The organism is Bradyrhizobium sp. USDA 4341 (assembly GCF_054063755.1).
Window position 1 is genome coordinate 8,014,632 of record NZ_JBSSGO010000002.1, and the last position, 18,319, is coordinate 8,032,950.

The window sequence follows — 18,319 nt, forward strand, 5'->3', positions numbered from 1 at the left end:
TCGCCCCATGCCCCGCGGTCGTTGCCCGGCAAACTTTCGTATAGTTCATTCCATCTTTCTCATATGCGCAGCAAATCTTCGTGCAGTTGCGCTGGTCCTTGACTTCGCCTTAACTGTCGAGCAATCGGGGGCGATCACAGCTGTCAGACGCTTCTGCGATCCCCGCCCAACCGATTGAACTTAACGGCTCTCAAATCATGAGGGGCAGGCGAAATCCTCGTAGCAGTAACGCTTGGTATGCGAGCGGACGCCTCAACTGAGGCTGCGGCCGGCCTTATTTCGCTCAATCGAACGCGGCTCGCTCTTCAAAAGGGACCTGAATTATGAGTTGTGCTTCTGGCCGTTCGCCTGCGGTCTGCTTTCTCCTCGGACTTCCACGAGCCGGGACGACACTCCTGGCGCACCTGCTCCAACGCCATCCAGACGTCCTGGCTCCGCCTGAACCCTGGTTGATGTTGGCACTTGAAGCTTTTGGAAGGGTGGATCAACGCCACCCGGCAGGACCCTCGTTGATTGAGGTCGCAACCTCCGAATTCCTGGAGCGCATCGATCGGACGATTGCCATCCGGGCTTTTGCCGATGCAGCATACGGTCAGTACCTGACAGCAGCGGGCAAGCGGATCATCATAGACAAAACGCCACGCTATTGGACGGCGCTCGAATTCCTTGAACGTGTCTATCCAGAAGCGTCACACATCCTTTTGCTGCGCAATCCATATGCCGTCGCGGCTTCACTGAAATCCACGTGGGGCATCCCGCTTCGGGCCGAGAGCTCCTATTCGGTCAGCGTCTCCAGCCTCGCCGATCTCATGCTCCGGCTGCCCGATGTCATCATATCTTCACTCGCCGATTTGGTTCTGGGCTTTCCCAGGCTGGCAGCGCACCGAACGCGCGCGCAGACACAGCTGGTGCGATATGAACTCCTGGTGGCGCATCCGGACCAAGAGATTCGGCGCCTGCTATTGGGGCTCGGCTGTGATCCGGCGGCCGCCGCATATGCGAGCATGGGACAAGTAGATTATCTTCGATCCAGCAGCTTCGGAGATCGAAAGATCCTGGAACGAAACGCGATCGATCAAAGCTCTATCAAGACATGGCAATCCCAACTAAGCGTCGAAGAGATGCAAACTGTGACCGATCTGGTCGGCACCAAGCTTTTGACAGAACTCGGCTATGAGGGGGAACTGCTGCTTGCACAGCAAGCCGGAGTTGTCGATAGGGGACCTCATCTAACTGAACTCTATCGACAGATATTCCGAACCTGGTGGGATTTGCGAGCTGGCAAGGCGGCAGCATCGTCCGGGCCATCTCAATCCGAGCAAGTCCACACTGCTCGGCAGCTTCCAGAAAACTTTCGTGCCACGTGCGACATGTCCGTGGTGCAGGCGCAAGATCTGACCGCCCCCAGCTTTGCCGAAAATTTGCTGCTGGCCGATCCAATGAAAGCGCAGCTGCAACAGGCACTGTTGGCGTCAGAAGCTGATCGAGCTGCAGGGCTCGATGCTATTCGGACTCGCGACGCAGCTATTGAGATTTTGCGAGGCGAGGTCGCGCGGCTTGAGCAGATCGTCAATATGGCTTAGGGTGATGGATGCTTGCGATCAAAACACGCTGGCTGATTTAGCCAGACTTCCTACCACTCAACGAGTTGATCTGCGCCAATAACGTGTGAGGCAGGCGCCGGCGGCACCACGGTGGAATGCGACATGCCCCGAGAGTGTCAGTCAGTCCGCTGCGTAACCGGCATTTGATCGCTTGGATAGCGACGCGCACCGGCGAGCTCGCACCCGACATTCCTCCTCTGGGCCGGGGCTGCAGAACCGAGATCCTGCATCGAAAAGAACACATATGCTGCCAAAACATCTGCGCCGTCTTGAAGCTGAATCGATCGAAATCATGCGTGAGGTGGCCGCCGAGTTCAAAAGGCCGGTAATGCTTTACTCGATCGGAAAAGACTCGAGCGTTTTGCTGCACATCGCAATCAAGGCGTTCTATCCGGCAAAATTGCCTTTCCCCCTGCTTCACGTCGACACGACCTGGAAGTTCCGCGAGATGATCAGCTTCCGGGACGCGACGGCCAAGCGGCTCGGCGTCGAGCTGATCGTCCATGTGAATGAGGAGGGTATTGCGCGCGGCATCAATCCGATCGACTCCGGCTCGGCGCTTCATACCCAGGTGATGAAGACCGACGCCCTGAAGCAGGCGCTCGAGCTTTACCGATTTGATGCCGCGCTTGGCGGAGCCAGGCGTGACGAGGAAAAGAGCCGCGCCAAGGAACGGATGCTGTCCTTCCGTTCGGCCGGACACGTATGGGACCCCCGCAACCAGCGGCCGGAGCTCTGGAGCCTGTTCAACACGCGGATACGCCAGGGCGAAAGCATGCGCGTGTTTGCGATGTCAAACTGGACCGAGCTCGACGTATGGGAATATATCATGCTCGAAAAAATCCCGGTCGTCCCGCTCTACTTCGCAAAGCAAAGACCGACGGTGCGCCGAAACGGCGCGACGATCATGGTCGACGACAGGCGATTGCCGCTCAACTGCGATGAGACGCCGCAAATGCGCATGATCCGCTTTCGCACGCTGGGATGTTATCCCTTGAGCGGGGCCATTGAATCCGATGCGACGACGATCGAAGACGTCGTCGCGGAAATGAAGACCGCGTCGGTGTCGGAGCGTCAGGGACGCCTGATTGATACCGATGAAGCCGCTTCTATGGAGAAGAAGAAGCGGGAAGGTTACTTCTGATGTCTTCCATAGCAATATCGAAACCTGTCCGCCCTAGTGCAAGGGACCAGCTGCGATTCATAACGTGCGGCTCGGTGGACGATGGAAAATCGACCCTGATCGGCCGGTTGCTGCACGACAGCAAGATGATCTACCAAGACCAGCTTGCGGCAGTGAAACGCGACAGCATCAGGCACGGCAGCGCTGACATCGACTTCGCGCTGCTCGTGGATGGGCTCGAGGCCGAACGGGAGCAGGGCATCACGATCGACGTCGCCTACCGCTTCTTCACGACGCCGCGGCGCTCTTTCATGGTGGCTGACACTCCCGGTCACGAGCAGTACACCCGCAACATGGCAACCGGTGCCTCGAATGCGCAGCTCGCAATCATCCTGATCGATGCCCGCAAGGGTGTGTTGGTTCAGACCCGCCGCCACTCCTTTATCTGTTCGCTGCTTGGCATTCGCCATGTTGTGCTGGCAGTGAACAAGATCGACCTTGTCGCATACAGCAAGGTTGCTTTCGATCGGATCGTCGCCAGCTATCTGGCCTTTGCCACCGGCCTTGGCTTTAGCTCCATTGTTCCGATCCCGATCTCTGCCCGCCACGGCGACAACGTCGTTGACCGGTCGGCTCATACCAAGTGGTATCATGGTCCATGCCTGATGGAGCATTTGGAGAGCGTCGATATCCAGTCCGACACCGCAAGCCAGGCTTTCCGCTTTCCGGTCCAATGGGTGAACCGGCCCGACCCGGATTTTCGCGGCTACGCCGGATCGGTGGCTGCCGGCAGGATCTCGGCCGGCGACGAGATCGTTGTCGCCGCATCCGGACGGACCACCCGAATCAAGCGGATCGTGACCCATGACGGCGACCTTGCCGACGCCGAAGCCGGCGATGCCGTCACCATTACGCTGGAAGACGAGATCGATATCGGCCGTGGCGATCTTCTGTCGCGGCCAGCCGAACGACCCAACGTCGCCGACCAATTCGCCGCTTATCTAATCTGGATGGACAACGAGCCGCTCGCGCCCGGACGAAATTACATCCTGCGGATTGGCTCGCAGACGGTTGCCGGCGGCATTACCGCAATCAGGCATCGGATCGATGTCAACACATGTGAGCACCTGGCGGCCGAGACGCTTTCTCTCAATGAGATCGCGTTCTGCAATGTTGCGACTGCACTGCCCGCTGCATTCGATCCTTACGACGTCAACCGGAAAACCGGATCATTTATCGTCATTGATCGTTGCACCAATCGCACGGTCGGTGCCGGCATGATTGCGTTTCCGCTGCGGCGGGCCAGCAATGTTCCCTGGCAGACGCTTTCGGTGGGCAGGGGTGAGCGCGCCGCGCTCAAGGATCAGAAGCCTTGCGTCGTCTGGTTCACCGGTCTGTCGGGCGCGGGGAAGTCGACGATCGCCAACATGGTTGATCAGAAGCTGTTCGCAATGTCGCGGCATGCCATGCTGCTGGATGGTGACGACCTCCGAAACGGATTGAACGCGGACCTAGGCTTCTCGAAGCCTGAGCGGGTGGAGAACATTCGGCGCGTCGGACACGTCGCCAAGTTGATGCTGGACAGCGGATTGATCGTGATCTGCTCGTTCATCTCCCCCTACAGGTCCGAACGAGACATGGTTCGCAGCCTGATCGGCAAGGACGAGTTCATCGAAGTCTTTGTCGATACGCCAATCGAGGAATGCGCAAGGCGGGATCCAAAGGGTCTCTACTCAAAGGCAAAAGCCGGTGAGATCAAGAACTTCACAGGCATCGATGCGTCCTACGAAGCTCCGATAAGGCCGGAAATTCATCTCAGGACGATGGAGCAGGCCCCAGAGCAAGCAGCGGAAGTCGTCGTCGACGCCCTGATGGCGCGCGCAATCCGCTGCGATGAGCGGTGATAAACCTGTAGCTTCGTCGTCGCGGATGCCGCTCACCAGCCTACTGGTCTGGCAAAGGCGACTCGGGTTAAGTGGGAGCATCGATCGGATTCGTCGATGCTGAAGGATTAAGATGGTTGCATCCACTCGTCGATTGCCCGCTTCCGGCTATGTGCTCGAAGTCGACGGTCAATTGAAAACTGAATTCGCGACAAGAGACGGCGCCTGGGCAGGAGCGCAAGAGCTCAAGAAGCGCCGTCCCATGCTCCAGGTCAGAGTCTATGACGCCATGACGAAGGACAGAGAGGAAGTCAGCCTTCCAGTCGCCTGAGTGTCTCAACCGACCTTTTTTCTGCGTGCGCGGGTAGCGCCGCGCCAGGTTCTCGTGCAGCGGAGCCGCAGTGTCCTGGCGCCTCGATCTCGTCCGCAATCCGGGATTGAGAGGCAAAGCGACCTCTTTTTCCTGAGCCACTGTGTCTCACGATCTTCGCCAACGAGTCGCGCGACGCCGGCTGACGGCGAAACAGAAGCCGCACGAAGCGGCCCAGCACGTTAGCCCAGCAGAGCGGCACAAAACCTGCATCGCGAGGGGGCACCAGCCCTGAGAAGTAGGAAGTGCCACTTAACTCCACTGCCGTTGCGACCAGCGCGATTGTCCATTTCGTGCTGCGAATGGTCATGATCATCGGATGCTGTATCCGTCGGCTCGTCTTCAGCCTGAACGAGCCGGCTTTGACGCGCGCGGCACTTATGAAGCGAGGGACGTTCATGGTCGAACTCATCCTTGGATGCGCTGTCGAGGCAAGATCATGTTCGCATATCTAAAGCTTGCCATAGACGACGCATCGGTTGCCTCGCGTAGTCGAATCATCTCGCTCTATGCATTCTTGTTGGCCATCAATTGCTTCGCTTGGACTTGGGCCATCGTGGCGCTGTCAGAGCGGCCGACGCTGCTGGCGACAGCGTTGCTGGCCTATGTGCTCGGCCTTCGGCACGCCGTCGATGCCGATCATATCGCGACCATCGACAATGTCGTTCGCAAGCTGATGCAGGATGGCAGACACCCCCTCGCGGTCGGACTTTTCTTCGCCCTTGGTCATTCCTTGTCGGTTGCAGTGGCGGTCGCCGCGATCGCAGCTGCGGCGCTCGTGCTGCAAAGCGGTTTCCAGGAGTTCCGGGCGGTTGGCAGCATCATCGGCACCGGTGCATCGGCCTTCTTCTTGCTGACGATTGCCGCCATCAACCTTGTGATCCTACGGGATGTCTGGCGGAGCTTTCAGCGTGTGCGGCGTGGCGAACACATCGGAGAGCATGAGTTCGATCTGCTTCTGTCCGGTCGTGGCTTGCTGTCCCGGCTCTTGCGCCCGCTGTTTCGGATGGTGACGGCGAGCTGGCAGATGTTCGCGATCGGTCTGTTGTCCGGCCTCGGATTCGATACCGCGACGGAAATCAGCCTTTTCACCGTCGCAGCCGGGCAGGCTTCGGGAGGGCTGGACTTCAGTACGGTAATGATATTTCCGGCTCTCTTCACCGCCGGCATGATGCTCGTCGATACGACCGACAGCGTCTTGATGGTCGGCGCTTATGGCTGGGCTTTCCTCAATCCGATCCGCAAGATCTGGTACAATCTGACCATTACGGCCATCTCAGTCGTCGTGGCGCTGCTGATCGGCGGCATCGAGGCACTCGGCCTGCTCGCCAACAAATTGGCGCTTGAAGGCACCTTCTGGAGCGCAGCGGACGATCTCAATGGGAGCTTGGCCAATTTCGGCTATCTCGTGGTCGGCATCTTCCTGGCCAGTTGGGCGCTGTCATTTGCGATCTATCGCTGGCAAGGACTCGAAAAGCCGCTCAAGCCGGGGTGAACTCATATAACCAAATGAGCTTCGGCACGCGGAAGCCTCCAAGCTTATGCGCGACCCGATGCGCGAAAGCATCTCGGTCGACGAGTCTCCGCTCGGCATGGGGAGCTCCTGCATGATTCATCCCTCTAGTCTCAGACTTGACAGTTTTGTGGGAATAGGATTGTCGCCACAAGCGGGGCTGAACTGAGCCACGCCAGGTCCGGCTGAGGCCATTTGGCTCAACGAATGCCACAGCTGTCCCTCATCGTTGATAGCAGACATTATGTCTGGTGGCTCCCGAGCTGCAGGGCACCGGTACAAACGACATCAGGCGGATGCGCGTTCCAAAGCCCAGCAAGGTAGACGGTTGGATCGTGACGGTCGTCATCAAGAAAAATGGCTATGGCAAACGGCTTCAAGCACACAAGCTGCGTGACTGGCGTCGCCGGCGCGACCGAAGCCGTGGCTGTGCAAGAAGGCGGGCATGCCAATGCCGCAATCCTCAGCGGTCCGATGCAAGAGGGCAACTGCGACGGTCCGCGTTCGGCCGACGCGACTATCGTTACACATGATGGACAAGATCGAGCTAATTATCGCGCGTCTTCGGCGTCATTAGCTCCGTGCGTCTGACATCGAACAATGTCGGGTTCGCTACCACCGGCCCAAGCGACATCGAAATGGGCGATTGCAGGCGTTCACAACTGCATTTGCGCTCCATGGCCAAGCGCGGTTAGTTCCGGCGCTCCACTGGTTCGCTGTGTCCGCAATCGCCGGCGGAGTGGCTTGGTTCTGCGACCAGAACCAGAAACCTCCGAAAATTGCGCTCGAAAATCGCCAATGAAAGAGCGGCAACACCTCTGAGGACATCAGTCATCGTCTGGCCTGCCGCACATCTGGGCTAGTCCGCTTCTCCGCCTTTCGATGTCGTGAAATGTTGGCATCGCTCTTGCTGGTGCACAACAGACTCAGTCGAATGCTTAAGAATGCTCGTGCCGCGTGATCAACCGCTTCGTTTTCCGTCGAACGGCTTTACATGTCCGTCAAGCGCCTCGAGGAACGAAACGTCCGCGTCTTCGACGCGTCGAGCTCTGATCGACGGCTCGCTAATCGTCGCTAGAGGTGACCGGACGTTGGTTCATCAACTCAGGTGTACTGACCAGCTCCTGCATTTGAAGCGACCGCGGATCGGCCTGCCTACCTCAGGACTGCGGATAGATAGCTATTTTTTTACCGACGACGATCGACGCGGTACACGACCAATGTGGGAATGGGCCGGAGGGGTGAACGCCGGTGCAGAATGAATCTGTGATCAGGCGGCGGGATCTGCTGGCGCTGATCGGGACCATCGCCGGCAGTTCGGCGATGTATCAGGCGATGACGAGCCTCGGCTTCGCATCCGAGTCCGCCTACAAGGGGCCGCTCAAGCTCGCGGGTGACGTGAAGGGCGCTTCGGTGCTGATTCTCGGCGCGGGGCTTGCCGGCATGACGGCGGCACTGGAGCTACGCAAGGCCGGCTACAAGGTCCAGATCCTCGAATTCAACAACCGCGCCGGTGGCCGCAACTGGTCGATCCGCGGCGGTGACAGTTTTACCGAGCTCGGCGGCTTCAAGCAGACCTGCCAGTTCGAGCAGGGGCTCTATCTCAATCCCGGCCCGTGGCGGATTCCCTATCATCACCGCGCGCTGCTCGATTACTGCCGCCGGCTCAACGTGACGCTGGAACCCTTCATCCAGCTCAACCACAATGCCTATCTGCACGCGACGCGTGCGTTCGACGGCAAGCCGCAACGCTTTCGCAGCATCAAGGCGGACTTCCAGGGCGGAGTGTCGGAGCTGCTCGCGAAAGTCAGCCAGCAGGGCAGGCTCGACGAGTTCGTCAGCAAGGAAGATCAGGAGATCCTGCTGCAGGCGCTGCGCGACTGGGGCGCGCTGGATCGCGACTACAAGTACAATGCCAACCTGGGCTCGGCCGAGTTCCGCGGTTATGCACGCGATCCCGGCGGTGGCTTGATGGGTGATCCGCTGCCGAGCGACCCGATCTCGCTGCAGGAGCTCTTGCGGTCGCGGATGTGGCGCTATTTGCAGAGCTATGCGCGCTACGATTTCCAGACCACCATGTTCCAGCCGGTCGGCGGCATGGACATGATCGGCAAGGCGTTCGCGCGCGAGGTCGGCGATCTCATCCGCACTAACGCCAAGGTGACGCAGATCCAGCAGAACGGCTCCGGCGTCACTGTGAGCTATGTCGACACGACCAGTCCATCCGTCGTGCAGCAGGCGACCGCCGATTGGTGCATCTGCACGATCCCGCTGTCGATCCTGAGCCAGTTGCCGCTCGACGTCAGCGGGCCGATGAAGAATGCGATCGATTCCTTGCCCTACGTCGCCTCGGTGAAAATCGGGCTGCAGTTCAAACGCCGGTTCTGGGAAGAGGACGAGGCGATCTATGGCGGTATCAGTTACACCGACCTGCCGATCCAGCAGATCGCCTATCCGAATACTGGCTTCAACAGTGGCGGCCGCGGCATCCTGCTCGGCGCTTACATGTATGGGGGCGCCAATTCCTTCGAGTTCACGGCGATGACGCCGGCCGAGCGGGTCGCCAGCGCGGTCGAGTTCGGTGCCGCAATCCATCCGCAATACAGGAACGAATTCGAGCACGGCGTCGCGGTGGCCTGGCATCGCGTGCCGTTCACGCTCGGCTGCGCCGGCCAGTGGACCGAGGCCGCCCGTGCACAGCACTACCGCAATCTGTGCCAGATCGACGGCCGCATCGCGCTGGCAGGCGAGCACGCCTCGCAGCTGCCATGGCAGGAGGGAGCGATCCTGTCGGCGCTCGACGCCATTACCCGATTGCACGAACGCGTGGTGAAGACGTGATGATGCGGGCAGGAACAGTTGTCGCTGCTGCGCTGGCCTTACCGCCGGCAAGCGCGACCCTTGGAGAGGACAACGCCACGGGCAAGTGCAGCTTCTCCTCGGACCGTGGATTTCTAACCAGCGATGACGCTGTCGACCTCCCTGAGGAGCTGGCGATGCGCTGGGTCGGCGATGGCTGCGACTGGCGTCCGTCAGGGAGCCTTGCTTGCCAATGTGACGTCGACAGCGCCGTCTACTGGGAAGGCAACTGGGCGCAACAAGATGAAGGGCAGGCGCGGTGTGCATTCATCGAGTATGGCCTGATCCGAACTGATAACGGCTAGCCGCTGTCTGTTCAAACCGTTCTCTTAAGGCACGTGCGAAATCGATTTCGGGAGGAATAGGCAGATGGGAAATCGTTACGTGCCACTCATTGGGATGGTTGCGTTGGCTAGTCAGCAGTATCTGGCGATCGCGTTCATCTATTCGGCCATTCCTGTGATCCTTCGGGGCAACGGTGCCAGCCTCGAACTAGTCGGCCTGTACGGCACCGCTTTCTTTGCATTCACCGTTAACTTCCTTTGGGCCCCGGTGGTGGATCGATGGAGCCTCAATCGTCTCGGGCTGAGACGTTCGTGGATCCTGTTGACCCAATTCGCCAGTACCATTGTGCTGGCAGCAATGGCATTCTTGAACCCGAAGACCGATTTTGTGTCGCTTTTTCTTGTCTCCCTGGTACTTGCGACCATCGCCGCCACGCAGCGGATCGCGACTTTGGGCTATATAGCCGAAGCTCTCGATTCCAGCGAACGGCCGCTCGGCGCAGCGCTGCTGGGTTGGGGCCGGGCCATCGGCCATGTCATCGGCGGCGCCGTCTGCCTCCAATTGATCGAGATGGTCGGTTGGCGTCCAGCTTTGTTGGGTTTGGCGATGCTGCTAGCCGTTTTCGCTGGTTGGGTGTTCGCTATTTCTGAACCGCTCCAACGCAGCGACCGATGCAGCTCGACGCAGCGCCTCTCGATCTCCGCGATCATTCGCTACCATGACCTGTGGACGACGGCCGCATTGATCGCGCCGGCGGTTATCGGGATCGCTGTGGCGTTCGCGACGGTTCAGTTACGGCTCGTTGATCTCGGCTTCGCCGCGGCAGACATTGGATGGATCGGAGCGCTTTCGAACGTATTGACGTACACGCTGGTAGCGCCGCTGACCAGCGCCATCATCGGCCGAATGGCACCGCAGCGAGGCTTGATCGGGGGCTGCGCAGTCATGGCGATAAGTTTCGGCACACTCGCGATGGTTGATCGCTACGTCAGCGTTCGCGTAAGCGCCGTCGTGAGCGTGGGCATCGTGTTCGCGGCACTCGCTGTTCAACATGTCACGTTCACGAACTGGTTTCTCGGGCTCGCCCGGCCGGGCAAGGCGGGCACAGATGTCACGTTTCTGACTTCGGTAATGTCGGCGTCAGCGTTGGTGGGCTTCGCGGCGAGTGGGTTTGCCGTGGCAAGATTAGGTTACGCGGTCACGCTGATACTGCCGGGCCTCGGCTCTGCTCTCTCAGCCTTGCTCGGCCTGGCATTGCTCCGTCAATCTGATAAGGAAGGGCCGGCGAGAGTTAGCAGGCCCTTTTCTGCGGAGCAAATCGTTGGCGCGAGGGACTTACGGAATGAACGACGATGATGGAGTGATCACGCTCATTGGCCGCACCTATAGTTTTGAATCAGCTCATCGCCTTCCCAATCTCCCCGATGGCCATAAATGCAAGAACCTACATGGCCACAACTACCGTATGGAAGTGGTGATGCGCGGAGAGGTAGACGCGAGAGGATTCGTGAAGGATTTCGCTGAAATGGATGCTGAGCTGGAGCCGCTGCTGAAGCTCGTCGATCACCGACTGATCAACGATGTCGACGGACTGGAGAACCCAACCGCCGAGATCATCGCCCGTTGGTTCTTTGATCGCATTCCCAATTGCGCGAGTGTGCGGATTTATGAGACTGCCGATTGTTGGGCGGAGGTTGCCGCTTGTGGCGGCAGTCCAAAACGCGCGCCGAGGTAGTCGAGGGCGCTGAAACGCCAATGCAAGAGCACTATGGATGCCGAGCAATGTGGCCGGTGCTCGGCGGCGTCCGCGCTTGCCTAGGCATGGAACTCGACCGATATTCCTCAGCTGCTGCTGATCCCCATTGGCCTGCCACGGTGGAAGAGTTCCCGCGCCCAGTCATCGGGCCGCTCATCCGGTCGAGATGCAGGTAGTCGGGGTCGCTGCTGACTTGTCTGGGATCGTGGCCGTCCACGCAACATTGCCCTGATGGCGTGACGCGGCGCCGCCATCCCACTCGTAAATCAGCGAGGTGATTGGCATCCAACGGCCGGATACTGCGATTGCCCTTGAGCAGGCAGATCTACAATGCGCTTCACTGATGTCGCGTTACTCTCGAACTATTCTCGAAGCAGTTGCTCTGCCCATCGTCAATCTAGAGCCACAGCCTCGCTTTGTGCGCAATGTCGACGGGCATGACCATCGCCCTCTGGAGGCGCTTTGCTAAACCGTGACGCGTACTTCGTGGAAGTGTGTGGAATGACGAGTTTTTGCGCCTCGGGCGAGGGTGACGACTACTCGATCCGGTAGCTTTGTCGTTCAGCCGCATGAGCTAGTGGTTAGGGCCGTTTTGACAGACACGCCTCGCGCACCAAGGGCCGCGCCGGGCAGGGGAAACGCGATGAAATTGACCGCTCCGGGTCTCACCTCTCTTGCGCTGATCCTGTTTGCCTCTGGGGCGATGGGGAGCGCTTGGGCCAACAATCCGTCGCCCGCCCAGGTCACAATACCGGCCGGCCAGAAGGGTGGTGGCGGGCAAAACCTGGGCATGTCGTCGCTGGCCGAGCAGCATCGCTTGCCGCCGGACTCCAGCACCAGGCACACGCTTGAGCTGCCCGGGCGGACGCTTTCTTTCGTCGCGACCGTCGGTTCCATCCGCCTGTTCGACGATAAGGGTGAGCCGCAGGCCGATATCGTCTATACCTCCTATCAGCTTGAAGGCGCTGATCTCGGCACGCGCCCGGTGACATTCTTCTTCAACGGCGGACCAGGCTCATCACCGGCTTGGCTGCGGCTTGGCAATGCCGGACCGTGGCGGCTGCCGATCAATGCTGACGAGGTCACGCCATCGACCTTTCCCGAGGTGAGTCCAAACGCGGAAACGTGGCTCGATTTCACTGATCTGGTGTTTCTCGATCCTGTAGGCACCGGCTATAGCCGTTTCGCGGCGACCGGCGATGACGCGCGCAAGTGGCTCTATTCCGTTGAGGGCGACGTCAACGCGCTCGCGCTGGTGATCCGTCGCTGGCTCGAAAAGCATGACCGGCTGTTGTCGCCGAAGTACATCGCGGGTGAAAGTTATGGCGGCGTTCGTGGGCCAAAGGTCGTCGACCAGTTGCAGATGCGGCAGGGCATAGGCGTCAGGGGCCTGATCATGGTCTCGCCAGTGTTCGACTACAGCGCCGGCAGGAGCGTGCTGCAGTACGTCGCCACGCTGCCCAGCTATGTCGCGACCCTGCGTGAAGCCGAAGGTTCGGTAAACCGAGCCGATCTCGCCGACGTGGAAGCTTATGCGCGCGGCGAGTTTCTGGTCGATCTCATCAAAGGCCAGGCCGACAAGGAAGCAACTACGCGTCTGGCCAACAAGGTCGCGGTGCTGACCGGCATCGACCAAGCGGTCAGCAGTCGGCTCGCCGGCCGTTTCGAAGTCGCCGAATTCCGCCGTGAGTTCGACCGCAAGAATGGCAAGTTAATCGGCAGGTATGATGCCTCTGTGCGTGGCCTCGATCCATATCCGGATTCCGATTTCCAGCTTTCAGGCGATCCCTCAAGCGATACTCTGGTGGCGCCTCTGACCAGCGCCACTGTCGATCTCCTTACGCGCAAGCTTGGCTGGCGGGCGGAAGGCTCCTATGAACTGGCCAATCGCAAGGTCAGGGAGACCTGGGATTTCGGCCGCAGCCCTCCGGAGTCAGTTTCGGAGCTGCGCAAGATCTTGGCGACGGACCGGAACATGAAATTGCTGGTGGCGCACGGGCTATTTGACCTCGCCACGCCATATTTCGGATCACAGATCGTGCTCGATCAACTGCCGCCATTTGCCTCCACACCGCGCGTCAAACTTGTTGTGTTTCCGGGCGGCCACATGTTCTATTCACGAGATGCCTCGCGCCACGCTTTTCGAGCAGAGGTCGAAGCGCTGATTAAATAAGGCCGATACCAGGCCTGGTCAGGAGCAAGGCCGCCTTCGTACAAACATAATGTCGTTGATGCTACGGGACAGAGCACAAGGGGCGGTCTCTCGCAAGGCGTGGATTGTCGTAGTCCGGCCGCTAGACGACGCATTCCAAAAATGGCTGTGAACAAATTCGGCTTGATCAGGCAAGCAGTAAGCTGGCCGACGCCATCTGATGCGCCGCTCACCCGCTGGGCGGGCGTGACGCGCTTCTCGGAATTGGCAGAGCGACGCGCTTCCTGGAGAGCCGAAATGAATTTGAGCCCGTGCCTTGCGGCACACTTCGGTGAAGTGATCGTGAGGGGCTGGCTCATGAAGCAAGGTTTTATTCGCCGCAACTACCAGGCGAGCTTCGATTTGTTCTTTCGACCACCCAAAACCGGCATGCATTCTTTAATGGCTCTTACGGGCCATGAGTCGATCTTCTCAGAGAGTCTGGTGCCGAAATCCCCCGGTTTACGGCGCTTCGGAAAGAAGACGCGGGTGTTTGGAGGAGCCACCCGCGCTAAGTTTGCTTCGCCAGCTTGGCCGCCTTGGGGGGCGTGAAGATAAACAGCCAAGCCGATGAGGTTCTCAGCAATTCATGTGCCAAGCGGGTCACGATGCAAGAGTAGACACAAACAGGCGGTACTCGACAGAGCGCAGGCGGCCAGGCAGACACGACGGAAAATCGTGCGGCCGGTTGCTGACAGACCGCGCACGACTCGCGATCCAAACGTGCGGCACTCAGGAGGTTTAATCAACAAGCGACGTCCTCAGCGACCCGCGTTCTGGACCATCATCGTTCTGTCAGAAAAGCCTGCCGTCGAACCCGAGCGAGCTGATTACTCTTTGTTGGACATGCGCTCATCGTTCCGTTCCAAAGTCTGGTTTCCGCACGCTCCATCGAGAGTCCTGGAAACCCGATCCCAGCGGCAAGTGTCTCGACCGAAAAAAGGGTGAGCTTTCACCACGCGGGTGGCATAATCCGCGCAACATTGCACGAGATGACGGTACCGCAGCCAGAGTTTCGCGAACACAATCGAATGGTCTTAGGAGCTCGCAAATACCGCGTCGTCAATGATAGGTCACCTGCGAGGCCCCCCCAAGCTGACGCAAAGAGCTGCAAGTTGCTCGATAGCGTCACCTTGGCTTGCTGGCTGCCGCTCGCGCATGCCAACGGAGCATCGGAGCATGAGCGATCATCTGATCGGAAGGAGCGACGCGAGAAAGCAGCGGGCGTCCTCCATTGTCTTCCAGCTGCGTCATTGTTTGTCCGACAGCCTGCAAAAGCACCGGCTGGACCGCCATGACCCAACCATAAGCTGAGCGGGAGGCCTCCCACCGCGCCGGCCGGGCACGGGTTGAATTATGTGATCGGGCTCAAGGTCAAAGAACTGCAGAACCGGGCGCGACCTGTCTAACGGACACGCAGCGCAAACAGACCCCGTGTATCTGTTTGCCGATGTGGCAAAGCGCCGCGCACGCAACAGCGGGCGGAGCAGGCTAGCTCACCTGTCCGTGGCCATCGAGCTCAGGTGAATTCCGACAGCGTCATTGAACTCCAGGCGACTACGGAGCTCTTCCGAGAATCTCCGCACAGGTCGTCTTGTCTCCCGAAAGTGGACGCGTACGTCAGGAAAAATTCACACGAGAAAATTCCGGAGAGGGTTGAAACGCACCTAACGTCAAGTTGTACGATCTAAAAATAGACGGCGAGGGTCGTCAGCGTACAAAGATTTCCAACGAGCGACAGTGTGCGAATGTCTCAAGTCTTAGGCTCACGCAGGAAGCGGCAATCATCAAATGCGCCGTGCCGGGATCCGGGTCGGCCGCCACGGTCCGACGCGCACTGCTGATCCGATTTCAATATTGCCGGAGTGGCGCGCGTGAGCCGTCCGGTTGGACTGTCGACGCGCGGCGACAAGCCGACACTCGCGCTCAAATCTGCGGGATGCGTATGGCCGGATCAGAGTGGCGCGTCGCGCCAAATGGGGCTCGCGGGGCGGTCATAATACGAACTGTTGGGAGATCTGAATGACGTCGCTCAAGAGCCTTGCGAGACATCACTTCGCATCCGCGACTGGATGTGCAGGTTGTCCCTGGGCAGCTTCTTCGACTGCCGATCCGAAGCGCACCCGGGCTCTATCGCGCAGGGCTCAAAGCTCTTGAACGGCGCTCGCCGTCTCTTTGCTGGGTCGGTTTTGCTCCAGATGCATCGATGAATACAACTGAGGGGGAATAGTGTGACAAGACAGCGTTCTTTGCTGACGCCTGGTCCATTGTCGTTATCGCTGGATGTCAGGAGCCAAATGCAGCTTGACCTTGCATCGCGCGATTGCGAGTTCAAGGAAGTGACCGCCCGCATGCGACGGCTGATCCTCAATTTGCTGGCAAATGCCGACGACTATTCGGTGGTCCCGATCCAGGGAGGCGGCTCTTTTGCGATGGAAGCCGCTCTGTCAACATTCGTGTCTTCAGCCCACAAACCACTCGTTTGCATAAACGGCATCTATGGCGAGCGCATATACAAGATGCTGCGGCTATGGGGTGTCGAAGCGCAGACGCTTGCCAAGCGGGCGACCGACCCTTTGGATCCTCAGGAGATCGGCGAGCATTTGAACCGAAATCCCGGCGTTACGCACCTGTGTTTCGTTCATTGCGAGACCACGACCGGCATCGTCAATCCGCTGGATGCAATCGTGGAGGAGGCGAAGCGGCGTGGCGTGAAGACGATCGTCGACGGGATGAGTTCTTTTGGCGGCATCGATATTGACCTGAGCAAGGGTGGTCCTGACGTCCTAGTCACGTCGAGCAACAAGTGCATAGAGGGGCCTCCGGGCGTAGCGTTTGTCATCGCCTCTCGCGAACTGTTGGAGAAAGCGGTTCAAGAGCCGAGGTCATTTGTGCTCGACGTGAGAGACCAATGGCTCTCGCTCGAGCGCACAGGTGAATGGCGTTCGACACCTCCCACCCATATCGTTCAGGCAACGACCAGGGCACTGGAGATCCTGGAGGAAGAGAGCATTCCTGCCCGTCGCCGCAGGTATGAGAAGGTCAGGGACGATCTCCTCAAGGAACTCGAGGGAGTGGTCTCCCCGCTGCTAGCCGCCAACGTGCAGTCGCCGGTCTGCGTTGCGTTCGTTGCGCCGTCGGGGATGGCGGATCAGGCAGCATTTGACGGGCTGTATCGCCACCTGGCGAGCCACAACCTTTACATCTACTCCAAGCTGCACATTGCGACGCGGAGTTTCCGGATCGGCTGCATCGGGGAAATTCAATCCGGTTGGATTCAGCAGTTGGGTTGCGCCTTCCGGACATACTTCCGCCCTGGTCAGGGGGCGGCAGCGCGACCAATATCCGCCCAGGAGACATCCCAGGCCCTCGTCAAGGTGCCGCCTCGCGTGGCAGCGGGCGCGCAGGTGCCATGGTCCCCCGAGACTGCCGTTCTGCACGCGGGTTACCGTCGCGACCCGGTGACGAAGGCTGTGGCCGTGCCGATATATCAGAACACGGCTTATGAACTCGATGGCGATCTGAACCACATTGCCGATGTCTACAACGTAAAGGCTGATGGGTTCACCTATACAAGGATCATCAATCCGACGACCCGCGCGCTGGAAAGAAGGTATGCGGCGGTCGATACGGGAAGGGATTCGCTCGCAGTCGCATCAGGGCAAGCGGCAACCTTCCTTGCCATCGTCAACCTGGCAAGCGGGCAGGTCGGGGATAATGTCGTCGCCTCGCCATATCTGTATGGCAATACCTGGAACCTGCTCCATAACACGCTGAAGCGTCTTGGCATCAGCGTCAGGACGGCGGATCCTCGAAGGCCCGAGACGTTCGAACGTGCCATCGATGATCGCACGATATGCCTGTTCGGAGAGGTGATTTCGAACCCCTGTCTGATTCCGCTTCCGGTCAAGCAGCTGGCGGAGATCGGTCGGAAGTACGGCGTTCCCCTGGTGGTGGATAATACGACGACGCCACTGGTATGCCGGCCGTCAGATCTCGGTGCTGCGATCACGACGTACTCCGCGACGAAATACATATGCGGCCATGGCACCACACTGGGCGGACTGATTGTCGACAACGGCAAGTTCAGCTACCGCGGGGCCTCTCGCTTTCCGTTGTTCAACGGTCCTGACGAGGCGCATGGCGGGATCATCTGGCGCAGCGCGCTGCAAGATGTCGACGATCTTGGAAAGAGCGAGTTTCTGCTGAAGGCTCGCATGACTTGGCTGCGCGATACGGGGGCTGCGATCGCTCCGTTTGCGAGCTTCCAACTGATCCAGGGGCTTGAGACGCTACCGCTTCGCATGAAGCAGCACTGCGCCAACGCCAGGGTCGTCGCAGACGCTCTCAAGGAGCATCCAAAGGTACGCCGTGTCTTCTATCCGGGGCTTTTCGAAGGAGCGGATCGGGAAACCGTCGATCAGACGCTCAACCCGGCATACGGGCACGGCGCAATGGTCATGTTCGAGGTGGAGGACGAGCTGGCCGGACGCAAGTTCATCCAGAACGTCGACTTGATGTATCACGTTTCCAATGTTGGGGATGCGCGCACACTGGTGACGCATCCCGTCTCCACGACACACACAACCGTTCCACGGGAAAAGCGCGAGGCCGCGGGCATATTTGGCGGTTCGATCCGGCTTTGCGTCGGCATCGAGGACGTCGACGACATTGTCCGCGATCTGCACAAGGCGCTCGCCGCAATCTGACAACCTAGAAAGTGATCAGGAAGGGA

Annotated in this window: 14 protein-coding genes; 13 read left to right on the forward strand and 1 reads right to left on the reverse strand. The window is 59.3% G+C overall.

The genetic code is table 11. The features are described 5' to 3' along the window. Positions 1–323: 323 nt before the first annotated feature. From noeE to ACVIGB_RS43645, 4 genes are all read left to right on the forward strand, one after another. Positions 324–1,583 (forward strand): nodulation protein NoeE, encoded by a 1,260-nt coding sequence (gene noeE, locus ACVIGB_RS43630; RefSeq protein ID WP_456724673.1) that lies wholly within the window; start codon positions 324–326, stop codon positions 1,581–1,583. A gap of 265 nt (positions 1,584–1,848) precedes the next feature. Further along, positions 1,849–2,748 carry a sulfate adenylyltransferase subunit CysD gene (gene cysD, locus ACVIGB_RS43635; RefSeq protein WP_456724672.1) on the forward strand — a complete coding sequence of 300 codons (900 nt, stop codon included), beginning with the start codon at positions 1,849–1,851 and terminating at the stop codon, positions 2,746–2,748. Further along, the gene (gene cysN, locus ACVIGB_RS43640) at positions 2,748–4,631 is read left to right on the forward strand and encodes a sulfate adenylyltransferase subunit CysN (protein WP_456724671.1); all 1,884 of its coding nucleotides are present in this window, start codon (positions 2,748–2,750) and stop codon (positions 4,629–4,631) included. Before cysD ends, cysN begins: the two co-directional genes overlap by 1 nt. A 112-nt stretch (positions 4,632–4,743) precedes the next feature. Continuing rightward, positions 4,744–4,941 (forward strand): hypothetical protein, encoded by a 198-nt coding sequence (locus ACVIGB_RS43645; RefSeq protein ID WP_076829230.1) that lies wholly within the window; start codon positions 4,744–4,746, stop codon positions 4,939–4,941. Here the strand turns inward: ACVIGB_RS43645 and ACVIGB_RS43650 are convergent. After that, entirely contained in the window at positions 4,922–5,296 is a 375-nt protein-coding gene (locus ACVIGB_RS43650; RefSeq protein WP_456749322.1) for a hypothetical protein, read from the reverse strand. The genes ACVIGB_RS43645 and ACVIGB_RS43650 overlap by 20 nt on opposite strands. A gap of 123 nt (positions 5,297–5,419) precedes the next feature. On the opposite strand from ACVIGB_RS43650, the gene ACVIGB_RS43655 reads away from it, so the two are divergent. The 9 genes from ACVIGB_RS43655 to ACVIGB_RS43695 all read left to right on the forward strand — a co-directional run bounded on the left by ACVIGB_RS43655 (position 5,420) and on the right by ACVIGB_RS43695 (position 18,293). After that, the gene (locus tag ACVIGB_RS43655) at positions 5,420–6,475 is read left to right on the forward strand and encodes a HoxN/HupN/NixA family nickel/cobalt transporter (protein WP_456749406.1); all 1,056 of its coding nucleotides are present in this window, start codon (positions 5,420–5,422) and stop codon (positions 6,473–6,475) included. Between the two features lie 1,269 nt (positions 6,476–7,744). After that, the gene (locus ACVIGB_RS43660; protein ID WP_456724669.1) at positions 7,745–9,334 is read left to right on the forward strand and encodes an FAD-dependent oxidoreductase; all 1,590 of its coding nucleotides are present in this window, start codon (positions 7,745–7,747) and stop codon (positions 9,332–9,334) included. After that, positions 9,334–9,657, forward strand: coding sequence for a hypothetical protein (locus tag ACVIGB_RS43665; RefSeq protein WP_456724668.1), 324 nt, complete (start codon positions 9,334–9,336; stop codon positions 9,655–9,657). The genes ACVIGB_RS43660 and ACVIGB_RS43665 overlap by 1 nt, the downstream gene beginning before the upstream one ends. Positions 9,658–9,721: 64 nt before the next feature. Further along, positions 9,722–10,993, forward strand: coding sequence for an MFS transporter (locus ACVIGB_RS43670; protein WP_456724667.1), 1,272 nt, complete (start codon positions 9,722–9,724; stop codon positions 10,991–10,993). Beyond that, positions 10,980–11,372, forward strand: a complete 393-nt coding sequence (queD, locus tag ACVIGB_RS43675; RefSeq protein ID WP_456724666.1) for a 6-carboxytetrahydropterin synthase QueD — start codon at positions 10,980–10,982, stop codon at positions 11,370–11,372. The genes ACVIGB_RS43670 and queD overlap by 14 nt, the downstream gene beginning before the upstream one ends. Before the next feature lie 664 nt (positions 11,373–12,036). Continuing rightward, positions 12,037–13,566, forward strand: a complete 1,530-nt coding sequence (locus ACVIGB_RS43680) for a S10 family peptidase (protein WP_456725285.1) — start codon at positions 12,037–12,039, stop codon at positions 13,564–13,566. A gap of 141 nt (positions 13,567–13,707) precedes the next feature. Beyond that, positions 13,708–14,136 carry a hypothetical protein gene (locus ACVIGB_RS43685; protein ID WP_456724665.1) on the forward strand — a complete coding sequence of 143 codons (429 nt, stop codon included), beginning with the start codon at positions 13,708–13,710 and terminating at the stop codon, positions 14,134–14,136. A gap of 627 nt (positions 14,137–14,763) precedes the next feature. Further along, positions 14,764–14,898 carry a hypothetical protein gene (locus tag ACVIGB_RS43690; protein ID WP_456724664.1) on the forward strand — a complete coding sequence of 45 codons (135 nt, stop codon included), beginning with the start codon at positions 14,764–14,766 and terminating at the stop codon, positions 14,896–14,898. A 983-nt stretch (positions 14,899–15,881) separates the two neighbouring features. Continuing rightward, the gene (locus ACVIGB_RS43695) at positions 15,882–18,293 is read left to right on the forward strand and encodes a 2-aminoethylphosphonate--pyruvate transaminase (RefSeq protein ID WP_456724663.1); all 2,412 of its coding nucleotides are present in this window, start codon (positions 15,882–15,884) and stop codon (positions 18,291–18,293) included. Positions 18,294–18,319 lie beyond the last annotated feature (26 nt).

Coding starts and splice junctions, on each gene's coding strand:
- noeE (WP_456724673.1), top strand. CDS start 324: ATGAGTTGTGCTTCTGGCCGTTCGCCTGCGGTCTGCTTTCTCCTCGGA.
- cysD (WP_456724672.1), top strand. CDS start 1,849: ATGCTGCCAAAACATCTGCGCCGTCTTGAAGCTGAATCGATCGAAATC.
- cysN (WP_456724671.1), top strand. CDS start 2,748: ATGTCTTCCATAGCAATATCGAAACCTGTCCGCCCTAGTGCAAGGGAC.
- ACVIGB_RS43645 (WP_076829230.1), top strand. CDS start 4,744: ATGGTTGCATCCACTCGTCGATTGCCCGCTTCCGGCTATGTGCTCGAA.
- ACVIGB_RS43650 (WP_456749322.1), bottom strand. CDS start 5,296: ATGATCATGACCATTCGCAGCACGAAATGGACAATCGCGCTGGTCGCA.
- ACVIGB_RS43655 (WP_456749406.1), top strand. CDS start 5,420: ATGTTCGCATATCTAAAGCTTGCCATAGACGACGCATCGGTTGCCTCG.
- ACVIGB_RS43665 (WP_456724668.1), top strand. CDS start 9,334: ATGATGCGGGCAGGAACAGTTGTCGCTGCTGCGCTGGCCTTACCGCCG.
- ACVIGB_RS43670 (WP_456724667.1), top strand. CDS start 9,722: ATGGGAAATCGTTACGTGCCACTCATTGGGATGGTTGCGTTGGCTAGT.
- queD (WP_456724666.1), top strand. CDS start 10,980: ATGAACGACGATGATGGAGTGATCACGCTCATTGGCCGCACCTATAGT.
- ACVIGB_RS43680 (WP_456725285.1), top strand. CDS start 12,037: ATGAAATTGACCGCTCCGGGTCTCACCTCTCTTGCGCTGATCCTGTTT.
- ACVIGB_RS43685 (WP_456724665.1), top strand. CDS start 13,708: ATGGCTGTGAACAAATTCGGCTTGATCAGGCAAGCAGTAAGCTGGCCG.
- ACVIGB_RS43690 (WP_456724664.1), top strand. CDS start 14,764: ATGAGCGATCATCTGATCGGAAGGAGCGACGCGAGAAAGCAGCGGGCG.
- ACVIGB_RS43695 (WP_456724663.1), top strand. CDS start 15,882: ATGCAGCTTGACCTTGCATCGCGCGATTGCGAGTTCAAGGAAGTGACC.